Source organism: Flagellimonas sp. 2504JD4-2 (assembly GCF_053642935.1).
The window spans coordinates 146,659-165,976 of the sequence record NZ_JBSIOV010000003.1; the positions used below are offsets into that span (position 1 = coordinate 146,659).

General features: G+C 40.6%; 20 protein-coding genes. 1 reads left to right on the top strand and 19 read right to left on the bottom strand.

All coding sequences use genetic code 11. The features are described from left to right. Positions 1-57: 57 nt before the first annotated feature. The 18 genes from ACULLH_RS11825 to ACULLH_RS11910 all read right to left on the bottom strand — a co-directional run bounded on the left by ACULLH_RS11825 (position 58) and on the right by ACULLH_RS11910 (position 15,038). Positions 58-873, bottom strand: coding sequence for an AraC family transcriptional regulator (locus tag ACULLH_RS11825; protein ID WP_454088953.1), 816 nt, complete (start codon positions 871-873; stop codon positions 58-60). A 5-nt stretch (positions 874-878) separates the two neighbouring features. Beyond that, a complete protein-coding gene (locus ACULLH_RS11830) occupies positions 879-1,118 on the bottom strand; it encodes a DUF1059 domain-containing protein (RefSeq protein ID WP_454088954.1) in 240 nt (79 codons plus the stop codon). Positions 1,119-1,129: 11 nt separating this feature from the next. Then, a complete protein-coding gene (locus ACULLH_RS11835) occupies positions 1,130-1,579 on the bottom strand; it encodes an SRPBCC domain-containing protein (protein WP_454088955.1) in 450 nt (149 codons plus the stop codon). Further along, complete coding sequence (locus ACULLH_RS11840; RefSeq protein WP_454088956.1) at positions 1,569-1,901, bottom strand: ArsR/SmtB family transcription factor; 333 nt, start codon at positions 1,899-1,901, stop codon at positions 1,569-1,571. Before ACULLH_RS11840 ends, ACULLH_RS11835 begins: the two co-directional genes overlap by 11 nt. Positions 1,902-1,992: 91 nt before the next feature. Beyond that, positions 1,993-2,469 (bottom strand): methyltransferase family protein, encoded by a 477-nt coding sequence (locus ACULLH_RS11845; RefSeq protein ID WP_454088957.1) that lies wholly within the window; start codon positions 2,467-2,469, stop codon positions 1,993-1,995. Between the two features lie 77 nt (positions 2,470-2,546). Then, on the bottom strand, positions 2,547-2,843 hold the full coding sequence (locus ACULLH_RS11850; protein WP_454088958.1) for an antibiotic biosynthesis monooxygenase family protein: 297 nt from the start codon (positions 2,841-2,843) through the stop codon (positions 2,547-2,549). Between the two features lie 66 nt (positions 2,844-2,909). Beyond that, positions 2,910-4,046, bottom strand: a complete 1,137-nt coding sequence (locus tag ACULLH_RS11855) for a putative porin (protein ID WP_454088959.1) — start codon at positions 4,044-4,046, stop codon at positions 2,910-2,912. A gap of 68 nt (positions 4,047-4,114) precedes the next feature. Beyond that, complete coding sequence (locus ACULLH_RS11860; RefSeq protein WP_454088960.1) at positions 4,115-5,503, bottom strand: ankyrin repeat domain-containing protein; 1,389 nt, start codon at positions 5,501-5,503, stop codon at positions 4,115-4,117. Between the two features lie 54 nt (positions 5,504-5,557). Further along, entirely contained in the window at positions 5,558-5,866 is a 309-nt protein-coding gene (locus ACULLH_RS11865) for a hypothetical protein (RefSeq protein ID WP_454088961.1), read from the bottom strand. Positions 5,867-6,085: 219 nt separating this feature from the next. Then, the gene (locus ACULLH_RS11870) at positions 6,086-6,238 is read right to left on the bottom strand and encodes a hypothetical protein (RefSeq protein ID WP_454088962.1); all 153 of its coding nucleotides are present in this window, start codon (positions 6,236-6,238) and stop codon (positions 6,086-6,088) included. Positions 6,239-6,372: 134 nt separating this feature from the next. Continuing rightward, positions 6,373-7,392, bottom strand: coding sequence for a hypothetical protein (locus tag ACULLH_RS11875; RefSeq protein ID WP_454088963.1), 1,020 nt, complete (start codon positions 7,390-7,392; stop codon positions 6,373-6,375). A gap of 332 nt (positions 7,393-7,724) precedes the next feature. Beyond that, positions 7,725-8,111, bottom strand: coding sequence for a DUF4345 family protein (locus ACULLH_RS11880; RefSeq protein WP_454088964.1), 387 nt, complete (start codon positions 8,109-8,111; stop codon positions 7,725-7,727). Between the two features lie 105 nt (positions 8,112-8,216). Beyond that, the gene (locus ACULLH_RS11885) at positions 8,217-8,750 is read right to left on the bottom strand and encodes a hypothetical protein (RefSeq protein ID WP_454088965.1); all 534 of its coding nucleotides are present in this window, start codon (positions 8,748-8,750) and stop codon (positions 8,217-8,219) included. Between the two features lie 138 nt (positions 8,751-8,888). After that, positions 8,889-9,809, bottom strand: coding sequence for an endonuclease/exonuclease/phosphatase family protein (locus tag ACULLH_RS11890; RefSeq protein ID WP_454088966.1), 921 nt, complete (start codon positions 9,807-9,809; stop codon positions 8,889-8,891). A gap of 163 nt (positions 9,810-9,972) precedes the next feature. Continuing rightward, entirely contained in the window at positions 9,973-10,809 is an 837-nt protein-coding gene (locus ACULLH_RS11895; protein WP_454088967.1) for an alpha/beta hydrolase, read from the bottom strand. A 33-nt stretch (positions 10,810-10,842) separates the two neighbouring features. After that, positions 10,843-11,661, bottom strand: coding sequence for a cyclase family protein (locus tag ACULLH_RS11900; protein ID WP_454088968.1), 819 nt, complete (start codon positions 11,659-11,661; stop codon positions 10,843-10,845). A gap of 7 nt (positions 11,662-11,668) precedes the next feature. Then, the gene (locus ACULLH_RS11905) at positions 11,669-13,090 is read right to left on the bottom strand and encodes a serine hydrolase domain-containing protein (protein WP_454088969.1); all 1,422 of its coding nucleotides are present in this window, start codon (positions 13,088-13,090) and stop codon (positions 11,669-11,671) included. A gap of 61 nt (positions 13,091-13,151) precedes the next feature. Further along, on the bottom strand, positions 13,152-15,038 hold the full coding sequence (locus ACULLH_RS11910; protein ID WP_454088970.1) for a tetratricopeptide repeat protein: 1,887 nt from the start codon (positions 15,036-15,038) through the stop codon (positions 13,152-13,154). 309 nt (positions 15,039-15,347) lie between these two features. Here ACULLH_RS11910 and ACULLH_RS11915 point away from each other — a divergent pair, with 309 nt between their 5' ends. After that, positions 15,348-16,961: a thiol-activated cytolysin family protein gene (locus tag ACULLH_RS11915; protein ID WP_454088971.1), complete on the top strand. Its 1,614-nt coding sequence runs from the start codon at positions 15,348-15,350 to the stop codon at positions 16,959-16,961. A 139-nt stretch (positions 16,962-17,100) separates the two neighbouring features. Here the strand turns inward: ACULLH_RS11915 and ACULLH_RS11920 are convergent, their stop codons facing one another. Then, a complete protein-coding gene (locus tag ACULLH_RS11920) occupies positions 17,101-19,272 on the bottom strand; it encodes an endonuclease MutS2 (protein ID WP_454088972.1) in 2,172 nt (723 codons plus the stop codon). Between the last annotated feature and the right edge of the window lie 46 nt (positions 19,273-19,318).

Consider the following 19,318-nt stretch of genomic DNA (forward strand, 5'->3'; position numbering starts at 1 on the left):
TGAAGCAAAACTAGAACACCCTTGAAGGACGGAATTGTAAAAATGCGACAGTTTGATCTATTTGTAGAAGGCCGAAGAGAGCTTCATGTTTTCATTGCCCAAAAACTCTTTTGGACTGATTCCTGTGAATTCTTTAAAGTCTTTGATAAAATGTGCCTGGTCGTAATATTCATTTTCATAAGCAATATTGGTCAAGCTTTCACCTTCTTGGTTGAGCAACATTTTAAGGGCACTTTGCAATCGGATCACCTTGCCCAATTGTTTGGGACTGATGCCGATTTGTTTCGAAAACTTCCGCTCCAACTGTCTTCTTTTGGATAGATCATCCTTAAGAAGAGTACTTATCGATGTATTTCCCTTTGTGGATAGGAGGGCATCCACGGTTGATTTGACAATGTTATCCACTGTGGATTGTTCGTTGAGTCTGTTCAACAGAAAACGTTCGATGATTGCAATTCTTTGTTGGGTATCAGCGGCTTCAATGATTTCCTGCTCCAGTTTTTTGGCAGTTTGTGCTCCAAATAAGACCTCCAAAGCTGTTTCTTTGTTGGCCAGCGTCTTTATGGGTGTGGTTACAAAATTGGCAAAACCGTAGGGGTAGAAGGAAGTGGAAAATGAATTGACATTACCTGTAGGCTCGATATAAAAAGGTTCCATAGTTTGCCCCAATACCATGGCGCGGGGTTGTAGAATGAATTCATCGCCCGTAGTATAGCGTTTGATATCATCTCCCAAAATAAACGCCATTTCAATTTTGCCATCTGGAATGATGCGTTGCCTTTGGGAATCATCGGAGGTAGGAACCTCCAAGGTCCAATGACAACTGATTAGTGCAGCTAGGTCAGGGTGGGGCTGAAAGGTTTTATAATCCATTGGTTTTATCCATTTTCAGGCAGAGACTCGAATTCCCTTCTTTTGCTTTCCATCCATTCCTGCATGGCTTCCGGATTCTGCATTAACTCCCGCATAGCTCCCATAGCAGCCAAATGGGCCTGGTCCTGCTTCTGATACATTTCCATTCCGTGCTGTTTGCTCATTTCGGCAATTTGCTCGAAGGTCTCGGCATGGAATTCCATATTACAAGAACCGCCAAGTTGTTTGCATGTCATTGTTTTCATTTCTTGATTGTTTAAGGGTTGACCATTGTTGTAAGTAATTCTTCAAGTCTATCAAAGACAGAGCCCCATCCGTTTAATATGCCCATTTTTTCCTGTTGGATACGGTACTCCACGGTAGGGTGGACCACGTTGAAGGTAAACTCAGTTTTATCACCCAGCGTTTTGAACAATGCTTGAATTTCGACTGCTTCGGTCATGGGTTTAAAGTCTGCTTTTGAAATGATTTTTTCATGTTCCACAATCTCGATATAAACGCCTTCGGCGATAAACTCCTTTGCATTGGGCATGGGCATGGCAAATTTCCATTTGCCTCCTTCCTTGAATTCGTGTTCAATTATTTTGGTTGTTATTCCCTTGGGGGACCACCAATGGGCAATGTGCTCTGGTTGTGTCCAAGCTTCCCAAACCAAAGCGATTGGGGCATCAAATGTTCGTTTAATGGTTACGGTTCTATCGTTCATTCTGGTTATTTTGAGATTTTAGATTCATTAGATATGCTTCGAAATTGTCTATTTTTTCTTCCCAGAGTTGTTTGTGCTGTTCCAGCCACATGAATGCGGGAATCAGGTTTCGAGGCTCAATTTGGCAGTAGCGTTCCCTTCCTTTTTTATTGATGGCGATAAGACCACTTTCATGCAATATTTTCAGATGTTTTGAAATAGCAGGCCGACTTATGTTAAACTCCTTGGCCACTTCATTCACCGAGAGCACCTCCTTGGACAAAAGGTCAATAATGTCTCGGCGGACAGGGTCGGCTATGGCTTGGTAAACATCTCTTCGCATTGAAAAAGGTAACTAAAGGGTTACAAATGTATATGTAATCATTCGGTTACGCAAATGTTTTGGAAAGATTTTTCAAGCAGGTCGAAAGCTATTAAATCCATCGGTTTACCTTTTCCTTGTATCGGGAAAATTCTTTTGGAAATTTTGAAGCTAGATATCTTTCCTCGGGTAAAACGAGGAGTACATGCATCAGAATCAGCGACAGGCCGGAACCAATCATCCAGGTATAAAAATTGAGGATTACTCCCAAACCAAGTAACATAATAGAGCATCCCAAATAGGTGGGATTACGCGTCTTGCTATAAATTCCGGATTGTATGATTTTAGATGTAGGCCTTCCGGGTTGAGAAGGTTGTTGTGCCTTATTGAGTTCTGATTTACTCTGTGCTATGAGCGAAATGCCAAATATCAAGGGGATGAGTCCAAATAAAATTCTGAGGTGGTTGGGTAAGGGGAGGTCCCAATGCCAAATAAGAAAATATTCGATCAAACCTCCAACCACTAAAATAACGGTCATTATAAAATCCGAAGTCCGTAGGATGGATTTGTGGGCATAATCTTTTTCCATGTTGTATTGCCTTTATGATCAAGATTTAATTTTAATACTTAAAATTTACTTGCATGTAAAAAACTTCGAATTTCCTTTTACTTTGTAAAATCATCAACTTCAGTAAAGATTTCCACGGAGGTCCGTTCTCCCAAATTGTGCATGGATTGCATTTGGCTGGGCCTGCTATCCTGCCAAAATTGCTCCCAATCGTGAAGTGAATCCCACCTTGCAATAGTTTTTATTGCCGTGGAATCCTTTTCACTCTGCAGCATAAAGCTACCCCGTGCTCCCTTGACCGTTTCATGGATGCCATTGGTGGTTTTTTTCCAGGTTGCCACAAAAAGTTCCAATTTTTCGGGTGGTACTTTCCAGCTATAGATGATCCGTATCATGCATTGGTGTTTAGAAACCACAAGATACAATCCAACAGGAGTGCATGCTACATTTTGAAGATAATTTTAGAACGCAATATCTATATCAAATCGGATTCTTTGCCCATTTTCAGTAAACGCACCCAAAGGCACAAGTTGATCCACGAAGTAATATTTCATTTTGAGCACAATGCTCTTGTCGATTTTAGTTCCCAGGGTAAATTCAATTCCTTCAAGGTTGGTAAGTCTTCCGTCCGGCGACCCGAAAGCTGAATAATCCCATCGGGCCCAATCATTCTGAGCCATAAAATCCAAAGCGGAAAAACGTTGTAAATTGGCATAGGTAAGCATGACGAGCCAATCTCCCTTGTTTACCAGTTGCCCATAACTTGTGGCCGCGGTAAGTCCATTTTTCTGATCTCTCAAATTTTGCGGTATCATGTCATTGTCATCATAATTTTCAAGGTTATAGTACCAGTCCATTTCCACTTTTATAAGCGGGGATTTACTTAGGGTGACGTATCCACCAACGCTCACAATCGAATAATCCAAGAAGAAAGTTTCGGCGCCGTCTGGAATGTCTTGGATATTTCGGAACAGATATAAGGTAGGCCAAATGGACACCCTGTCATCAAAGTGCTGGGAAACTATTTGAATTCCCTGGAAATAACTATCATTTGTAAACGACCCTCCTCGGGAATTTAGAATAAAATGTCCGGCATTGATGTTCAAATTATCGACCCAGTCGGATGTAAGATTGAATGTTTTTTGTAGATGGACACCTTCGGGAAAGACATTGTCGCTCCAGAACAGCTCGTTTTGTTTTTTAAAGGGGAAGGTGTTTTTGCCCAGCCAAAATTTGAATTTGTTGAACTCTGCCTGAAAAAAAGCCTTTTCCAAGGCAACGGGCAAGGTTCCGAACTCGTTGAAGGCGTCACCCAAGGTAAGTTGTGGGTCTTGTTGCTTTCTAGGGTTTCCCGTTCGGATTAGGGCGCCCACTAGAATGTTGCGGTTATGTCTGTATTCAAGTCCCGCTCGTAATCGATATCGTAATCTTGATCTATCTTCCCTGAACGTTCCGTCTGAATTTCGGGAATCCCAATCTTGCTCAAGCCTGAACCTAAAATCACCGCTAAAGGAAAATCTCGATTTTATGGAATCCCACTGGGCGGTTAGGGGGAATGAGAGCAATAAAAGAAAAACTAAAAGGTATTTCTTGGTCAATTTTGGTTAGGTCTGGTTATGACTGCAAGATAGCAATCTTGAGGAGACAAAGGTTTCAAAAAATAGTGTTACTTGCCTTTTTTCTTAAGTTCATCTATTAGTACTGTACTTGCCCAATAGATATCTTGGTTGCTCGTATAAAAGAGATATTTTCCATCTTTGGTTACCACAGGGCAGTATTCATAATGTTCTGTGTTTATACTATCCCCCATGTTGACCGCTTTTGTCCAATTTCCATCTGGATTTTTAAAACTGATATACAAATCCCCTCTTCCAAAACCGCCATCTCGAGTCGAACAAAATATTAAGTAGGATTCATCCGGAGCGACAAAAACATCACCTTCATATCCTGTCGTATTAACCGCTTCGTCGAGTAATACAGGCTTTTGGAATTCATTATCAAGCTTCTTGGAGTAGTAAATATCATGGTCCGTGCGGGTCGTGTCCGTTCGGATGTGGCCATCAGAGGCAAAATATAGGGTTCCTTCATTGGTAAAGGATATGTAATATTCATCCCCGCTAGTATTGATATTCGAACCTGCACCGATTGGTTCCGACCATCCGTCATCTACGCGCTGAACATACCATATATCGACATCCTTGATTTCTCCCTTGCCGTCCAACGCCCTTGTGGATATGAAATACAATCTGTTTTCATCATTGGAGAGAAAAGGGTCATTATAACTGTATTGTTCATGGGAAATTAGGGTTATAGGTTTACTCCATTTACCTTCTTTAATTTGGGTGTATCGAATTTCGTTTCTTTTGCCCACATCCACGCCATAATAAAACTCGGTACCTTTTTTATTGAATACCGAACCAAATTCTTGCTCCTCGGTGGAGATGAAATTAGGGGCGAACATTTTACCCTGTACACCGGGTTTTTCCAATCCCATATATTTTCCCTTCATTTCGAATTTGCGCACCGCATTTTCATCGGCTCCACGTGAAATCAGCAGTTCGGTAATAACGTCGGCACCTAGTCGTTTCGAAATTTCCAAAGGGGTGCTACCTCTCTTGTTTTTGATGTTTACATCGATTCCATTACCAATCAGTTTTTCAGTGAGTTTCTTGTTTTTATTCACCAATGCAAGTTCCAAAAGGGCTGCGCCATATTTGGATTGCCAATCGTTATCGGATTGCAATTGAATCAGACGATCGGCATATGCCATATTATCGAATTGAACCGCAACGTGCAAGGGCGTTTTTTCTTGATTATCAATTGCATTAACCTGTATTCCCTTTTTAATGAGATAGTCAAACAATTCTTGCTGTTTGCAGGCTACTGCCCAATGCAATAAAGAACGGCCACGGTTATCCTTTATATCAAGGGGAGTTGTGGAAAGCATACTATCCAATCGGGCCAAATTACCATTACAGACGGTTCGATGCACATTTTGAGCGTATAGGCCTGTGTAAAAGACAACACAAAGTATAGGTAGGAATAGTTTTTTCATCTGATCCAAATTATAGGGAGTGATATCTGAACACAATCTATCTCTTTTGGTTCATTATTTTTTAAATATTGAGCTTAAGTCAGAATACAAATAGGCTCCACAGACCGCTGTTCCAAAGAGTGCATAAAAATACTGCCCTTTTGGAAGAAACCCAGTAAGGCACAAATAGATGATTCCCATGCAAAAGGGGTAAAAGAAAATCCTGGTGATTATCTTTTTTAAAGTCCATTCGTTTTCTTTGGGAATGTTCTTTTCGAGCCGTGCAATAAACTTTTCCGGGAATTTTTCTTTTTCAATGTTCTCAATGGTTTCCTTTAATTCGTCCGTCATTATTTTTTTCTCCGTCCTTGAAACTTTTCTCATTACTAGAAATAATACAAAGGCCACGATCAATACGAAAATTGATCCAAACCATCCTTGTTCAAATCCATTTCCTAAGATTGGAAGAAGTGCGAAAATGCCAATTGTTAACTGGATTATTTTTCCCACTAGTTTGCCGAACGGATTCAGTTCAGTTTTAATACCAACAAGCTTGTTTTCGGTATCAAATTGCAGATGAAAAATTGGATAGCCACCTCTAAACTAGTATGAGGAATACCAGAGCAGAACCTCATTCTCCCTGATCTCTCTACTGTATCTTAAATTGTTAATGAAAAAGGCATCCTTAAAATGAGCCTTGAGCGTACTTTTCTTTTTGTCCAATACTAACTTTTGAATGTCCTTTTTCTCGATCACAGTGTTTTTTTATCTGATTACATCTTACTTGTTTAAGACCACAATTTATTTCTTTTTGGGTATTGTTTGTCATATTAGGTGTATGTGATTTTCTGACCACAAGATACCTTCTTACTGGGAGTGAGGTTATATTTTTATTTTTTAATTTCGATTAGCTGCTGGACCAACAATTTCAACCCTTCTATCTCATCAGCTTGTTTGTCGATTTCCTTTTGTTGTTGGATGGTATAAAGAGTTAATTCTTCTATTTTTTGAAGTAATTTGGAATCCATCTCGCCAAGATAAAACCCATTTTCTACAACCTCTTTGGTACTTGGGATGTCTTTTAAATGTCCATTCTCATTGATATGGTTTTCTACTTCTTGCAGGGAGGGAAGCTTGTAGTCATCATAAAAAACAAAGTCGGACCAACCGGTGGCCTCAACTTTTACTTCCCTAGCTCCAATAGAGCCTTCGACTGCCAACTCATGACTTCCGGTTACTTCTGTACCAATCCCAACTCTTCCAGAGGAGAGCAGCACTAAATTATTTCTCCATCGCCACGCCCCATTGCTATAATATCTGGCCTGCAAGTACATTCTTCCGCTGGCATTGCTGCTATTAGTGTTGTCAGGGGTCACAAGAATTCTACCTTGTTGCCAGTGATTGCTTCCATCCGTATTTGCTGGAACCACGAATCCAAGAGCAGCTCCTTCAGAGGTACTTCTTGTGGTACTCGTGCCTTGGACGATAAGGTTGGCATCCGTTTTGGCCGTGGAAGTTTGCGTGATGGCCGAATTTTCAACATGTAATTTAGCATCAGGAGAAGACGTCCCGACACCAACTTTTCCATCAACATCAACATGAAATAAAGTGGTGCCATTTTGTACCGTTCCGTTATAACCCTTTTTTCTAACCTGAAAAGCATTTTTACCACCATAGCCATACATCCATACAATAGGAGAAATTTGGTTAGAACCACTCAAAATACCAAAGCCGCCTTGAGATTGATTGGTTCCATCGGTCCCTCGCTGATCGCCAGCAAATTGATAAAGAGTTCCTGTTCCGGTGCCCAAAGTCATGGAGCCATTGCTTGTTGAGCTGGTATCGTCTAATTGGGCAAACGCCATGATGGATGAAAGTAGAAATAGTGAGATAAGATTCGATGTTTTCATTTTAATTGGTTTAATGTGAAAGTTGAACAATAGGTTGTCCTAGTATTTTAATTCTAATTTCACTGAATTTTCTGTCATAATCAAGAGGTATATCATCAGGTTGTAAGAAGTTATCAACATGTTTTGTGGTTAAAAGTTGATTTATTCTTTAGGAAGAAAAGGAGCTCATTGGGCATGAGGATTTTGGGAGTGAATTGAGCTGATGAAAATTGAAAGCTAATTGGGGCGGTTTGATTTTTAGATTGCTGGAATTAAAGCTTTGACACTTTGAACTTGAACTTGCTCTTTTTTTTAAAAAAGTGACAAGCCCATGAATTTGGCCAAAGCTTGATTTACCCAAGCAATGGAATCAAACAGATGATATTTGCCGCACCCAGAACCAGTTCAAATAGGATGCCCTGCTTTATCTTTTTGTTTGGTTGGCCATCCGCAGCTATACTGACAAATCTGCCTATGGCAAATCCCAAAAAGAGCAGAATGGCAATGACATGCGAGGTGAGGCCCAAATTAGGAACAAGAATGCCCAAGAGAACGACAATCGCGCCTATTAGCATGACGGCGCTGGTTCCCCTGACTTCGTTCAGCAGGTCCACATCGTCGGCAAGGGTGATGCCGGAGTTTTTGGCGTAGTTCTTTATCGGGTTGCTCAATCGTGCAATTCCAACCATAAGTAATAGAAGACCCGATAGGGCCAAAGTTGCAATACTGAAAATTTCCATTTGTGTTGGTTTTTAGTTAATGATGCGCAAAATTAGAAGTCCGCGATGACAAAGGTGTGTCAGGGGCATTTTGTTTTTTGCAAAAACACTATGGTTTAAATTAGTTCATTGCGCGCAGTGTTCCAAATAATATTCGTACAGTGACAAATTATCGGGAGTCCTTGAATCCTTGGCATACAAAACTTGAATTATATCAGGGCATTCGGAAAAATACTCAAGAAGTCTCTTTTTTTTAAATCCCAAAATCCCCTGGGTAACCCTTACCATTTGGTTGGAATTAGGTTTGTGGAAAAAGGGAATGAAATCCAAATAGAAATTGTCGTCATGTATAAACAGCTGTTCGTAGTACATCAGGTGTTCGGACTGTTTTATTACTTTAAGGAATCTCCGGGGCGAACTTGAATCGGAATAATATCTGCTTATCCACATTTCTTGTTCTTCCCTAAACGGAACGGAGAGGAAATGATTTCCATCAAAGCCATACCCAAAAATATCATCGGCATCATATTTTTTGGTTCTTGAAGAGGAATCCTGTTTAAATCGAATCTTGGCATATAGCGAAACAAAGGGTTCAGGAGACCTATCCTTGATAAAGCCTGTTAGGGTATCGCCACTGTGCAGCAAAATATAACCTTTCATAAAAGATTTGTTTTGGGACAAAAGGGGAGTAAGGCAAAACAAAAGTGCCAGCGAAAAAAATATTGCTCGTAAATTCGCATACATAGTACAAGCAGGCTACAAAAGTCATACCAAGACCACGTCCAGAGGCATTACAGGCTACTTTCCTAACAGCTTAAACTGGGTCATTACTGGATAATGGTCAGATAGTCCATGTGTTTTGTGCTGGTTGAAGATTTCAAAATCCGTACAGGTAGTTCCCAAGTTTGGGCTGGCGAAAATATAGTCAATACGGACACGGTTCTTCATTATCGATTTGTTAGTATGATTGTATTTGACCGTTAGCGCTGGAGTAGGGAAGGTATGGCCCTTGTTGACCAAGTCAACTTTATTCAAGGCAAGGTCTACAGCCGGACAGGCCAAAAATTGGCCAATAACGGAGTAATCAAAATTTCCGTTGCGTAGATTCGAATGTTTGTCATCGGCATTTTTTGGTCTATACTTTTCTCGGAGCGCATTGTTCTTTTCAAGCGCATAGGCGTCAAAAGGGGAATTGGCATTGAAATCGCCCAGGATAACAAAGTTGTCGGGTTTGCTTTCCTGGATGCTTTGAACAATCATTTTTGCTTCTTTCAACCTGAATTTGGCGTCTGCCGGCGATAGGTGCACCACGAAAAAATCTATACCATAGGTCTTACAATGTAACATCCCATGCCAAAAGCCATCCAATTTGCGTTCCTTTAGTTCAATCGGGCGGTTCGAGGTCAATGCAGTTGGATACCCCTCTGTTTTCAGTAATTGTACATATTGATGGCCCCATTGCAAGGCATCTTCTTTTAGCATTTGCTCATCATAACCGCATAATTCTTGTAGTGCCACCACATCCGGTTTTTTGCTCTTAATCCAGTCGATGCACTGTGCTTTTCGCTCCACATCCTTTCCCCATTCAAACCCATTCCAAATGTTATAGCTCATCACTTTTAAAGTTCGATCGTTGTTTTCCGCATTTTGGGCAAAGCCCATTAAGGTTATTGAGAACGTTAGGAAAACAAGGAGGGAATATTTTTTGCGTTGAAACATCTTTGAAGTGTATGTAAGGTTATGGACAAGAGCCGAGCTAAGTTCGCAGAAATTTTGGTCACAATCAAAGATACGGCCAACACTGGATTCGAGATTTTCCTTGTCCTATATCTTTCGAAAAGTGGGTTAAGCTAAAATTCTGATAAGGAACTTTCCATAATTGCTAATTTAAGGTGTTGCTTCCATTATTGGCGTGTTGCAGAATAAACTGTGACAAGGCATTGTTTTCATCTCCCAGTTTATGTACGATTTCATAATGGTTGAGTTCGTTGTACTCCAAGTACTCCAAAGGAGCCAAGGATGTATTCTTGGCAAATAAATTTTTGGACTGCTCAATAAAAAGTTCCGTTTCACCCGACCCAACACTTAATAAAGTGGGACATTTTAGCACAGCTAGGTCTTTGTTTGAAACACTAAAAGTGTCGACATCGGCATCATCCAATTGCAAAGTTGTATTCAGATAACTATTCTTGATTACACTTAAATCAAATATGCCACTTAGGCTGCAAATGGCTCGAATGCTTGACCTCAAATTTTCGTTCATCAGATAGGTCATTAATGCCAGATGTCCACCTGCGGAATGACCTGATAATATCATAGCTTTTGGGTCTCCATTGTATTGAGATGCATTCGTTTGAATCCAATCCACAGCATCCTTAACGTCATTCAAAAGAAATTTCATGTTGACCGTTGGAATGAGTCTGTAGTTTATAATGCAAACCGTCATATTATTCTCTACAAAGGGAGCTGCGACAAAGCTGTAACTTTTCTTATCCAATGCCCGCCAGTACCCACCATGGATAAATATCAGAATGGGAGCGTTTGGGATGGCAGAGGGGAAGATGTCCAGTGTTTGCAATGCCTCCTGCCCATATGCTTGATCGACAGCACAGCTAAAGTTTTTTTTGACTTTTTGGGATTCTACTTCGTTGAAGTCCAAAAACTTTTGGTAATCAGGATGGCGTAGTCGCAGGTTCAGTTGATGTTCGGGAGTGGTCATTGCTATTTTTTTGTCTATTGACTATTCGTTCACTTAAAGTATGGCTACTATACGAAGGGGTGCACCACTTCCACCTTCAATTTTCATGGGTAAGGCTATGATTTCAAATCCGGTGGACGGTAATCGATCTAGGTTTGTCAAGTTTTCAAAAGCGGGTATGTTCTGCCCTAATAAGATTACATGGCTTTCAAAATATTGGGATTGACCGTAATCGATGCTTGGAGTGTCAATACCTATGGAGGCAATATTACGTTCATCTACCAACCATTGTGCAGCCTTAGGGGAAAGTCCTGGAAAGTGAAGGAGCTTAATCGCTTCTTCACCCCGTTGGTCAGTGCCAAGATATTTGATTTTATCCGGGTAGAATTTTGAGAAGTTGGTTTGCAACAAAACGATACTCCCATCAGGAATAGTGGTTCCGTGCTGTTGCTCCCAGTCCATAAAGTCTGTGGTGCTTACCAAATAGTCCGGATTGTCCATTGCTTTTGCAGAAACGTCTATTTTAATGGCATTTCCTATCAATCGTTCCAATGGGATTTGGTCCACAGTTTGTTTGTTTTCCGCAAAGTGAATCGGGGCGTCAATATGGGTACCCCCATGTTCCGCTGTTTTAAAATTATTGGCGGCATAGAAATAGCCCTTCTCAGTTTGCCCGTTGAATACCGTATCCAGTTCAAATTCCTGGGCGGTTACCCAATACACCGTTTTGTCCGAATAGGTGTGTGAGAGGTCTACTATTTTTTTCTGTGCGGTTTGTGCAGGTGGAGCAGAGGATTGTTCTTTTGACTTTGAGTTTGATTGACAAGACAGTAAAACAAGAAAAGCGCAGATAGAAATGGCAACTAGTTTCATGTTCAGTTTAGTTAGGAAGGTTAATTCTTTTTCGAAGTATGGCATAAAACCCTGTATAATATTCTTTGAGCGCCAATGCCTTTCCAGTTTCATGAACTTCAAAGGTAACATGATCGTAAGGCCAACGCTCAATCCAAAATTTGTGATTGCCCAAATAAGTCATGGGATAACAAGTGTCTCCATAACAATACATTAGTTTATCTCCATCCCCCTTGATCTGGATTTTTTCTTCAATTTTTGAATCAAATCCAGTATAGGTACCCAAATAGTCCGCAGGATTACTAAGTGTCTGAGGCTGGATGGAAATATCGGAAGCATCATAACCTAAAAAGGCAGCAGCAAACTGCCCAAAAATATTTCTGGCGCTTATCGGAGTGTTGTCCGTATTGGCCAACACTACAAAGGTAAGGTCTCGTTCGGGGAAGTGGGCCATGATCGCATAGGTCGATTTGTGACCTCCGGTATGCCCAATGATTTTCTCTCCGAAAAGTTCCCCATTGCGTACTCCGAGGCCATATCCTGTTGGGACACCATCGGTAAGCGTTCGTGGAGTTTTCATTTCGTTGAACGATTCCTGCTTGATTATCTTACCTGTGGTCCAATATTTTGGGAATTGCGCCAGCATTATCGATGTGGCGGTTAAACCACCATCACCTTTGATCCAGGGCCAATGCGGGTAGGGTATAAAACGAGAGCCTTTTTTTTCCCAGTAGGGCGACATCTCGGGTAAGGAAGCTGCTTCCGCAATCAACCTTAAATCCATTCCGCTTGGTTTATTGATTATCCTGTCAAATTCTCCCTGCAGACTGTTCTGGGTGATGTTCTCCACAATCATACCCATCAAAACAAAGCCAGAATTACAATAGCTATAATTGGTGCCCGGCTCAAAAATCAAATCATTGTTATTGAAAAAATCATAATAATCCTTTTTTGCGGGCATCTTTCCGGTGCGGACATATATGGTGTCCATCAAAGTGGCATATTCCGCCAGTCCAGAGGTGTGACTGATCATATGTGCCAAGGTGATTTTCTTTGCCTGTTCGGATTTCGGAAAATCTGGAAGCAACTCAAACAAAGTTTGATCCAGTGACAACTTACCTTCTTCAGCTAATTTCATTACCACGGTTGAACCCATAAGTTTGGAAATGGAAGCTATTTTGAAGCGTGTCTTTGGGGTCACAGGTGTTGACATTGTTGTATCCACAAAACCAAAACCCCTATTATAAAGGGTGTCTGAACTTTTCATGATTGCAACGGAAAAACCCACGACACCGCCTCCCTGAATAATGGATTGACCTAAGGAATCGAGCTTAGCTGTTGATGGCTTCTTGCCGTTACCGGAGTTATCTGGAATGGGTTTGCATTGGGCTAATCCCAACAGTGCGATCGAAATAAAAAATGCGAAGGTATTTAGTGGTAGTGATCTCAAAATCAAAAATTTAACAGTAAAAGTTAAGTTATTTTTTGATGACTTCCATTGCGCAAACCGACTATAAGGTATTGAGAAAGGTGGTCAGGTCCATTTCCTTGTCCAAATCCAATTTCTTTTTCAATCGGTATTTGGACTTCAAAATACTATCGGGCAATACGTTCAGCGTAGCTGCGATTTCTTTAGTGGTCAGATTCATCCGTAAAAAGGCCGCTAAGCGGATTTCCTTTTCCGAAATATCAGGATAGAGAGTTTTGAGTTTTTGATCAAAGTCGTTATGGACTTCAGAGAAATAAGATTTAAAGACTTCCCAATCCTTATCGGAGGCATTCTGTTTTTTTAGGAGCATAACGATTCGCCTAAATTCTACCTTAAACTTTTCCGGGGAGTTTTTAAGGCTTTCCAGATTTTCCTTGAGTTCTTGGATGAAGGTGTTCTTTTGAACCAAGTGTAAAGTCTGGCTGGCCAGTTCCTTTTTCTTATGCTCGATTTCCTGCATAAAGATTTCCTCCTGTTTTTCTCTGGCTATTTTGTTCTTTTTGATACGTTGCCTGTACCCAAAAACAGATAAGCCAAACAAGGCTAGGGCAGAGGCCATACCACCGGCGTAGAGTCCTTTAGTCAATTTATCTACTTTGGCCTTTTCGTTAAGAGTGTTGATTTCCTCTTCTTGAAGGGCGATCTCCGCTTCTTTTTTTTCGGTTTCGTAGATGGTGGTCAACTCTTCAATTTGTTGCAGCTTTTTTTCACTGTAGATTGAGTCATTTATTGTTATAAGGTTTTCATAGTCATTTGAGGCCAATCTATAGTCACCAAGTTTTGAATGATTTTGGGCTCTAAGGCTTAAGGCAGTTTTTAGTTGGTCTTTGGCTCCAATACTATCCGCCAATGCTACAGATTTGTCTAAATATGAAATGGCCTTTTGATACTTTTGCTGTTTCAAATTTACTTCACCCTTCTGGTTAAGACCTTCAACAATCTTAAGCTTCAGATTTAAATCGTTGGCGATACCTAGACTTTTGTCGCCCAGTTTTTCAGCCTCAACGTAATTTTCTTGCGCAATTCTAACCTTTCCTAACGCCCCGAGCGATGAACATTCAATCCATTTAGCATCAACTTCCCTTGCCAGTTCAATTGCCTGAATCAAATTTTCTTCAGCCATCTCAAAATCATCGAGATAATAATAATTGTTACCCAAATCGTTGTAAGTTTGAGCTGACCACCAGGTTTCATTTAGATCCTCGTAGATTTCAAGAGCTCTCAAATTGTAATTGATACTTTCTTTATGATTTTTATTGAAAAATTCCACGTATCCCATATTATATAAGGAGTTGGCATAATGAAGACCATCATCTACTTTTTCCAGTATGCGAAGGCAGTTTAACGCGTTTTGTAATGCTAGCTTATAATTACCTTTTGAAACGTAGACTTTGCTTTTTGTTTCATACGAAATTCCCATACCAATAGAATCGTTTAATTTGTTTTTAAACAACAAAATACTCTTATCTAGAATTCCAATGGCCTTGTCATAATTTCCATTTTCATATTCTATGATTGAATAGTTTCTGAGGGTAGTTGCCATCAAAAAATGATCATCGATTTGGTTGAATATTTGCATTGCTTTGTCAAATCTGGATCTAGTAGAATCCATATTTTCGAGAAAGTAGTATGCCATACCAGTATGTAAATACCCTTTGCCAATTCCTTGTGGGTAATCTATATTTTGCGATAACTCAAGCTCTTTTTGCGCATACTCTAAAGCTTTTTTCCAGTCCACATACATATATTGATCAAACAACTTATGTAATGTTTTTATCTTCAGGGTATCTTGTTTGTGACTTTCATAAGCACTCAATAAGCTATCAACTTTTTCTTGGCCCTGTAGTTGTCCCGACCCATACATTGGGATAAAAAGAATGCTCAACAATAGAGATTGTAGTTTTTTCATGAGAGGTTGATTACACCACCAAGATACCCATTAAATCTCTTGTTCTGACATGCCCTATTCCACCTCAAAAAGTGTCCGTCCATAGAAAGTCCATATTAAAACAAGCTACATGGCAAACAAAAAACCTCTGTAAAATGTTGATTTTATTGGTGTCACATGATTTTTTGTTTACTGGTTAAATTATTCCTGTCCATGTATGATTAGAGGTCGATCCGACGATACTGTCCATACTTTGTCCATGGTGAAAATTAGGGATGGGCGTTTTTCTCATATAGGTTTGGAGTGTTGAATCCTAAAAACCAAAAAGTTATGAAAACAAAACACCAAACCTTAAGAGTATTTATGATAATGATAGTAAGTGTATCGTTATTAGGTGTAATTTCCTGCGGCAGCCAAATTGAGCCTGTAGAACCACCTGTTGAAACCGATGGGGGAGAAAACCCTGTGACTGAAAACCCAGAGGAGGAAACTTCTGAACCAGATAACAATCCAGACCTTGATGCAATCAATGAGGTGATAGCCAACTTAAGCTATGATCCCGAACAAATTTTAAATGTTCAAAGCACCACAGGTACGGAGCCGACCAATGACCGAACAAATAAAAATACGGATTTGGGTTGGGTCACAGAATGTAGGACTATTGACTATAACATCCGCTCCAATTTTGAGGACGTAGTGGTATTTGATCCAACCATAGGTGTGATTTACCCCGGAGCTTTGGTTATTGGTAATGGAGAGTTATTGAATGGAGCTCCATTACCCTTACAAGTTTCCAAGGCTCCAACAAGACTTAGAGTGGATCTACCAGGAATAGGAGATGGCGGTAACATTACCGTTGATAATCCCACTTTCCAGAATACGCAGGCCAGTATTGATGAGGCTCTGGAATATTGGAATGCACAAATCCAGCCCCAAGGATATGAAATAGATGCGGACACCTATTTTGAGAAAACCACGGCATATAGTCGAGAACAAATGAGCCTTGACCTTGGTGTAAGCACAGAATGGTCCAAAGGGTCATCTTTTGAATCACAATTTGATTATACCAAGACCACAGAGAAAAGAGTAGCAACCTTGTTGTACAGACAGGTTTTTTATGATGTAGTTATGGAAACCCCAGAAAGTCCTGCTGCCGTTTTCGGCAATGATGTAGATCTGGCTACAGCAGAGTCCATTCTTTCCAATGAAAACCCACCAGCCTATGTAAGCTCTGTACAGTATGGAAGAATTATTATGATGCGAATGGAAACCACCGATACGGAAACTGATGTAAATCTAGAGGCTGTTTTAGAGTACAAAACCGCTAAAAAAGGCGCCACGGTTGAAATTAATGCCGAATATGAAAAAATCATTAAAGAATCGACCATCAATGTGGTGACCATTGGTGGAAATGCACAAGTAGCCACTGAAATAATCACGGGTAGTGAAATAGAGGAAGGTAAAGGTGGCCTTAACTACGTTATTTCAGAAGGTGCACTCTACAGTCGTGATAACCCTGGAGCACCAATTGGTTATACCGTAAAGTATTTAAAGGACAACAGAATTGCTAAAATGGGATACAATACCGACTATCGTGTTGAAAAATGTACCACATTTGAGTATGTCCATAAGAATGCAAAGCTTAGAAAAGAGATTCTAGTTGATGTAAGATTCCGATTCTCTTATAAGGTGAAGGGCACACAGACGGTAAAAGAGACCGAATGGGAAAAAGTGGATAAACAGAACATATTCTTTAGCATGGCCCCTCCCAAAGGCGCCCATGATGTGACCATTCAATTCCAGTACTGGGATTTGGTCTGGAGGACCCTTGGGGAAACAACCCTTGGGTATTTGGATAAGGAATACTGTTATGAGGCCTATTGTTCTAAACGTGTTTTAGGTCTTTGTACGCAGTACACGTTCCAGAGTGTAAATTGTAATTAGGACGAGATAATATAAGCAGCTGGCCGCTCAGGTTGGATTCAACAACCTGATGCCGGCTGTTATTTTATTCTGATTGTCATTCCCGCAAAAGCGGGAATCTTTTTATCAATTCCGCATCAAGTGCGGAATGACACCGAATTTATTTTTTTGCTTCCACTAATTCCAGCTGATCTACACTAACATTTGTCGTAAACATGCCGTAGTTGACGACGGCCTTGTTTTTTTCCAAAGTGTCAATACTGCCAACGGCCTTTCCATCTTGCAAACGGACACGGTCACCCACCTTGAATACCGGTCTTGGCTTGTTCTTTTCTTTTTGGATGGCTTTGTTCTTTTCAATCTTTTTCTCTTGCCGAACCTTGACTATCTTTTTTTCCAGTTCTTGGGCCACCTGTTTCTTTTGTGCCTGTTTGGCCTTTGTCTGTTTTGCAGTGGTTTTTTTGCGTTTACTGTTTTCAGTTTCCACAATGCGTAGGAGTTCTGAGATCAAGGGACGCTTTTTGTTGTCCACAAAGTAGCGCTCTGCAGCTGTATTCACCTTATCGCCCAATTGGATCATGCGTTGGTTATGGTCATACAACTCTTGATAGTTCTCCAGTTTGGATTTTATTTTAGCATTCAGTTTCTCCAAACGATCTGCTTCTTCACGGGCTTTGGTTTCTTCATCTTGCAATCGAGAACCTGTCTGGACCATTTTTGACCGTTCTTTTTGCAATTTGGCAATGGTGGCATCAAAACGTACCTTACCGCGTTCAATCTTTTTCTTGGCTTTATTTATAAGCGAATAGGGGATTCCATTTTTTTGGGCGACTTCAAACGTAAAAGAGCTACCTGCTTCGCCCAAAATCAATTGAAAAGTAGGTTCCAGGGTTTTGGAATTAAACAACATATTGGCATTGGTGGCATGCGGCAGCTCGTCTGCAAGCGCTTTAAGGTTCGCATAATGCGTAGTGATTACCCCATAGGCCTCTCGCTCATAGAAAACCTCTAAAAAGGCCTCGGCAAGAGCTCCTCCCAATTCTGGATCACTTCCAGTACCAAATTCATCGATCAAGAACAAGGTCTTATTATTACATTTCTTTAGGAAATGGTTCATGTTCTTTAATCGATAGCTATAGGTGCTCAAATGGTTTTCTATGGATTGATTATCACCAATATCCGTCAATATTTTATCAAACAAACAAACGGAACTTCTTTCATGAACGGGAATTAGAAGCCCAGATTGAAGCATTACTTGAAGTAATCCAATTGTCTTCAAGGTAATACTCTTACCTCCAGCGTTCGGTCCGGATATGACGATAATCCTATTTTCAGAATGCAGTTGGATGGTCTGTGGCCAAGTCTTTTCTTTTTTAAGCTTATTGGTCAGATAAAGCAGTGGGTGATAGGCATCTCGGAGGAAGAGTTCTTTTTCATCATTGATTTCCGGTAGTAGGCCATTCATATCCGCAGCATACTTGGCCTTTCCGGCGGTAATATCAATATGGACCAAAAAATCTTGATAGGAGGAAAGAAGGAAATCAAAAGGGCGTATGTTATCCGTAAGTTGATTGAGTATTCGTTGGATTTCTTCCTTTTCTTCAAACTCAAGATTGCTCAACTCTCGGGTAAACGATAGTGTAGCTTCTGGAATTATATATACGATGCTCCCAGTTTTGGAGCTTCCCAAGACAGTTCCCTTTACTTTTCTCCGGTGCATGGCCTTGACCGCCAAAACCCTCCGGTTCTCCATTACAGACTCCCGAATTTCATCCAAAAAGTCAGAGGATTGGTAGCGGGTGAGCGCCGAAGCAAAACTTTGGTTGATTTTTGAACGCACCTCATTGATTCGCATTCTAATGCCGTGCAGTTCTTCGGATGCGGAATCCTTTAATTCTCCGAACTTGTCGATAACATGGTCAATCGCATTGGGAATCTCGGTATTCACCTCCAATTTCTCGGCTTGCGCGAACAGCTTCGGGTAGTATTCTTTAAACTTCTTAAAGAATTTTTGATGCAGTGCTACCGTCTTGCAGACATTGCCAATTCTTCGAAAACCAGAAATTTCCAAAGTTGTGTTTTCAATCTTCAGTAACTTCAGTTCACCATTAATACCATCAAAGCCATGGTTGGGAATGCGGTTGTCGTTGGAAAACGAGGCTAGATATTCAGAAGTTTGCGTTAAGACATCCATCAACAGCACTTTGTCTGCATATGGCTGAATCTCCAAAGCCTTCTCCTTGCCCAACTCGGTATTACAACGCGCTGAAACCTGTTCCAAAACCGTTGGAAACTCTAAATCTTGAAGTGTTTTGGGATGAATGTTCTGCATTTTCCTTTACTGGCGGGGCAAAGATAGGTATTCAATTTAGGTGGCA

What these genes read in the sequence shown, in the direction of transcription:
- ACULLH_RS11860 (WP_454088960.1), bottom strand. Translation starts at nt 5,503, where the DNA reads ATGAAAAAACTATTCCTACCTATACTTTGTGTTGTCTTTTACACAGGC.
- ACULLH_RS11920 (WP_454088972.1), bottom strand. Translation starts at nt 19,272, where the DNA reads ATGCAGAACATTCATCCCAAAACACTTCAAGATTTAGAGTTTCCAACG.
- ACULLH_RS11845 (WP_454088957.1), bottom strand. Translation starts at nt 2,469, where the DNA reads ATGGAAAAAGATTATGCCCACAAATCCATCCTACGGACTTCGGATTTT.
- ACULLH_RS11895 (WP_454088967.1), bottom strand. Translation starts at nt 10,809, where the DNA reads ATGACCACTCCCGAACATCAACTGAACCTGCGACTACGCCATCCTGAT.
- ACULLH_RS11880 (WP_454088964.1), bottom strand. Translation starts at nt 8,111, where the DNA reads ATGGAAATTTTCAGTATTGCAACTTTGGCCCTATCGGGTCTTCTATTA.
- ACULLH_RS11835 (WP_454088955.1), bottom strand. Translation starts at nt 1,579, where the DNA reads ATGAACGATAGAACCGTAACCATTAAACGAACATTTGATGCCCCAATC.
- ACULLH_RS11915 (WP_454088971.1), top strand. Translation starts at nt 15,348, where the DNA reads ATGAAAACAAAACACCAAACCTTAAGAGTATTTATGATAATGATAGTA.
- ACULLH_RS11890 (WP_454088966.1), bottom strand. Translation starts at nt 9,809, where the DNA reads ATGTTTCAACGCAAAAAATATTCCCTCCTTGTTTTCCTAACGTTCTCA.
- ACULLH_RS11830 (WP_454088954.1), bottom strand. Translation starts at nt 1,118, where the DNA reads ATGAAAACAATGACATGCAAACAACTTGGCGGTTCTTGTAATATGGAA.
- ACULLH_RS11885 (WP_454088965.1), bottom strand. Translation starts at nt 8,750, where the DNA reads ATGAAAGGTTATATTTTGCTGCACAGTGGCGATACCCTAACAGGCTTT.
- ACULLH_RS11825 (WP_454088953.1), bottom strand. Translation starts at nt 873, where the DNA reads ATGGATTATAAAACCTTTCAGCCCCACCCTGACCTAGCTGCACTAATC.
- ACULLH_RS11850 (WP_454088958.1), bottom strand. Translation starts at nt 2,843, where the DNA reads ATGATACGGATCATCTATAGCTGGAAAGTACCACCCGAAAAATTGGAA.
- ACULLH_RS11875 (WP_454088963.1), bottom strand. Translation starts at nt 7,392, where the DNA reads ATGAAAACATCGAATCTTATCTCACTATTTCTACTTTCATCCATCATG.
- ACULLH_RS11900 (WP_454088968.1), bottom strand. Translation starts at nt 11,661, where the DNA reads ATGAAACTAGTTGCCATTTCTATCTGCGCTTTTCTTGTTTTACTGTCT.
- ACULLH_RS11910 (WP_454088970.1), bottom strand. Translation starts at nt 15,038, where the DNA reads ATGAAAAAACTACAATCTCTATTGTTGAGCATTCTTTTTATCCCAATG.
- ACULLH_RS11865 (WP_454088961.1), bottom strand. Translation starts at nt 5,866, where the DNA reads ATGAGAAAAGTTTCAAGGACGGAGAAAAAAATAATGACGGACGAATTA.
- ACULLH_RS11840 (WP_454088956.1), bottom strand. Translation starts at nt 1,901, where the DNA reads ATGCGAAGAGATGTTTACCAAGCCATAGCCGACCCTGTCCGCCGAGAC.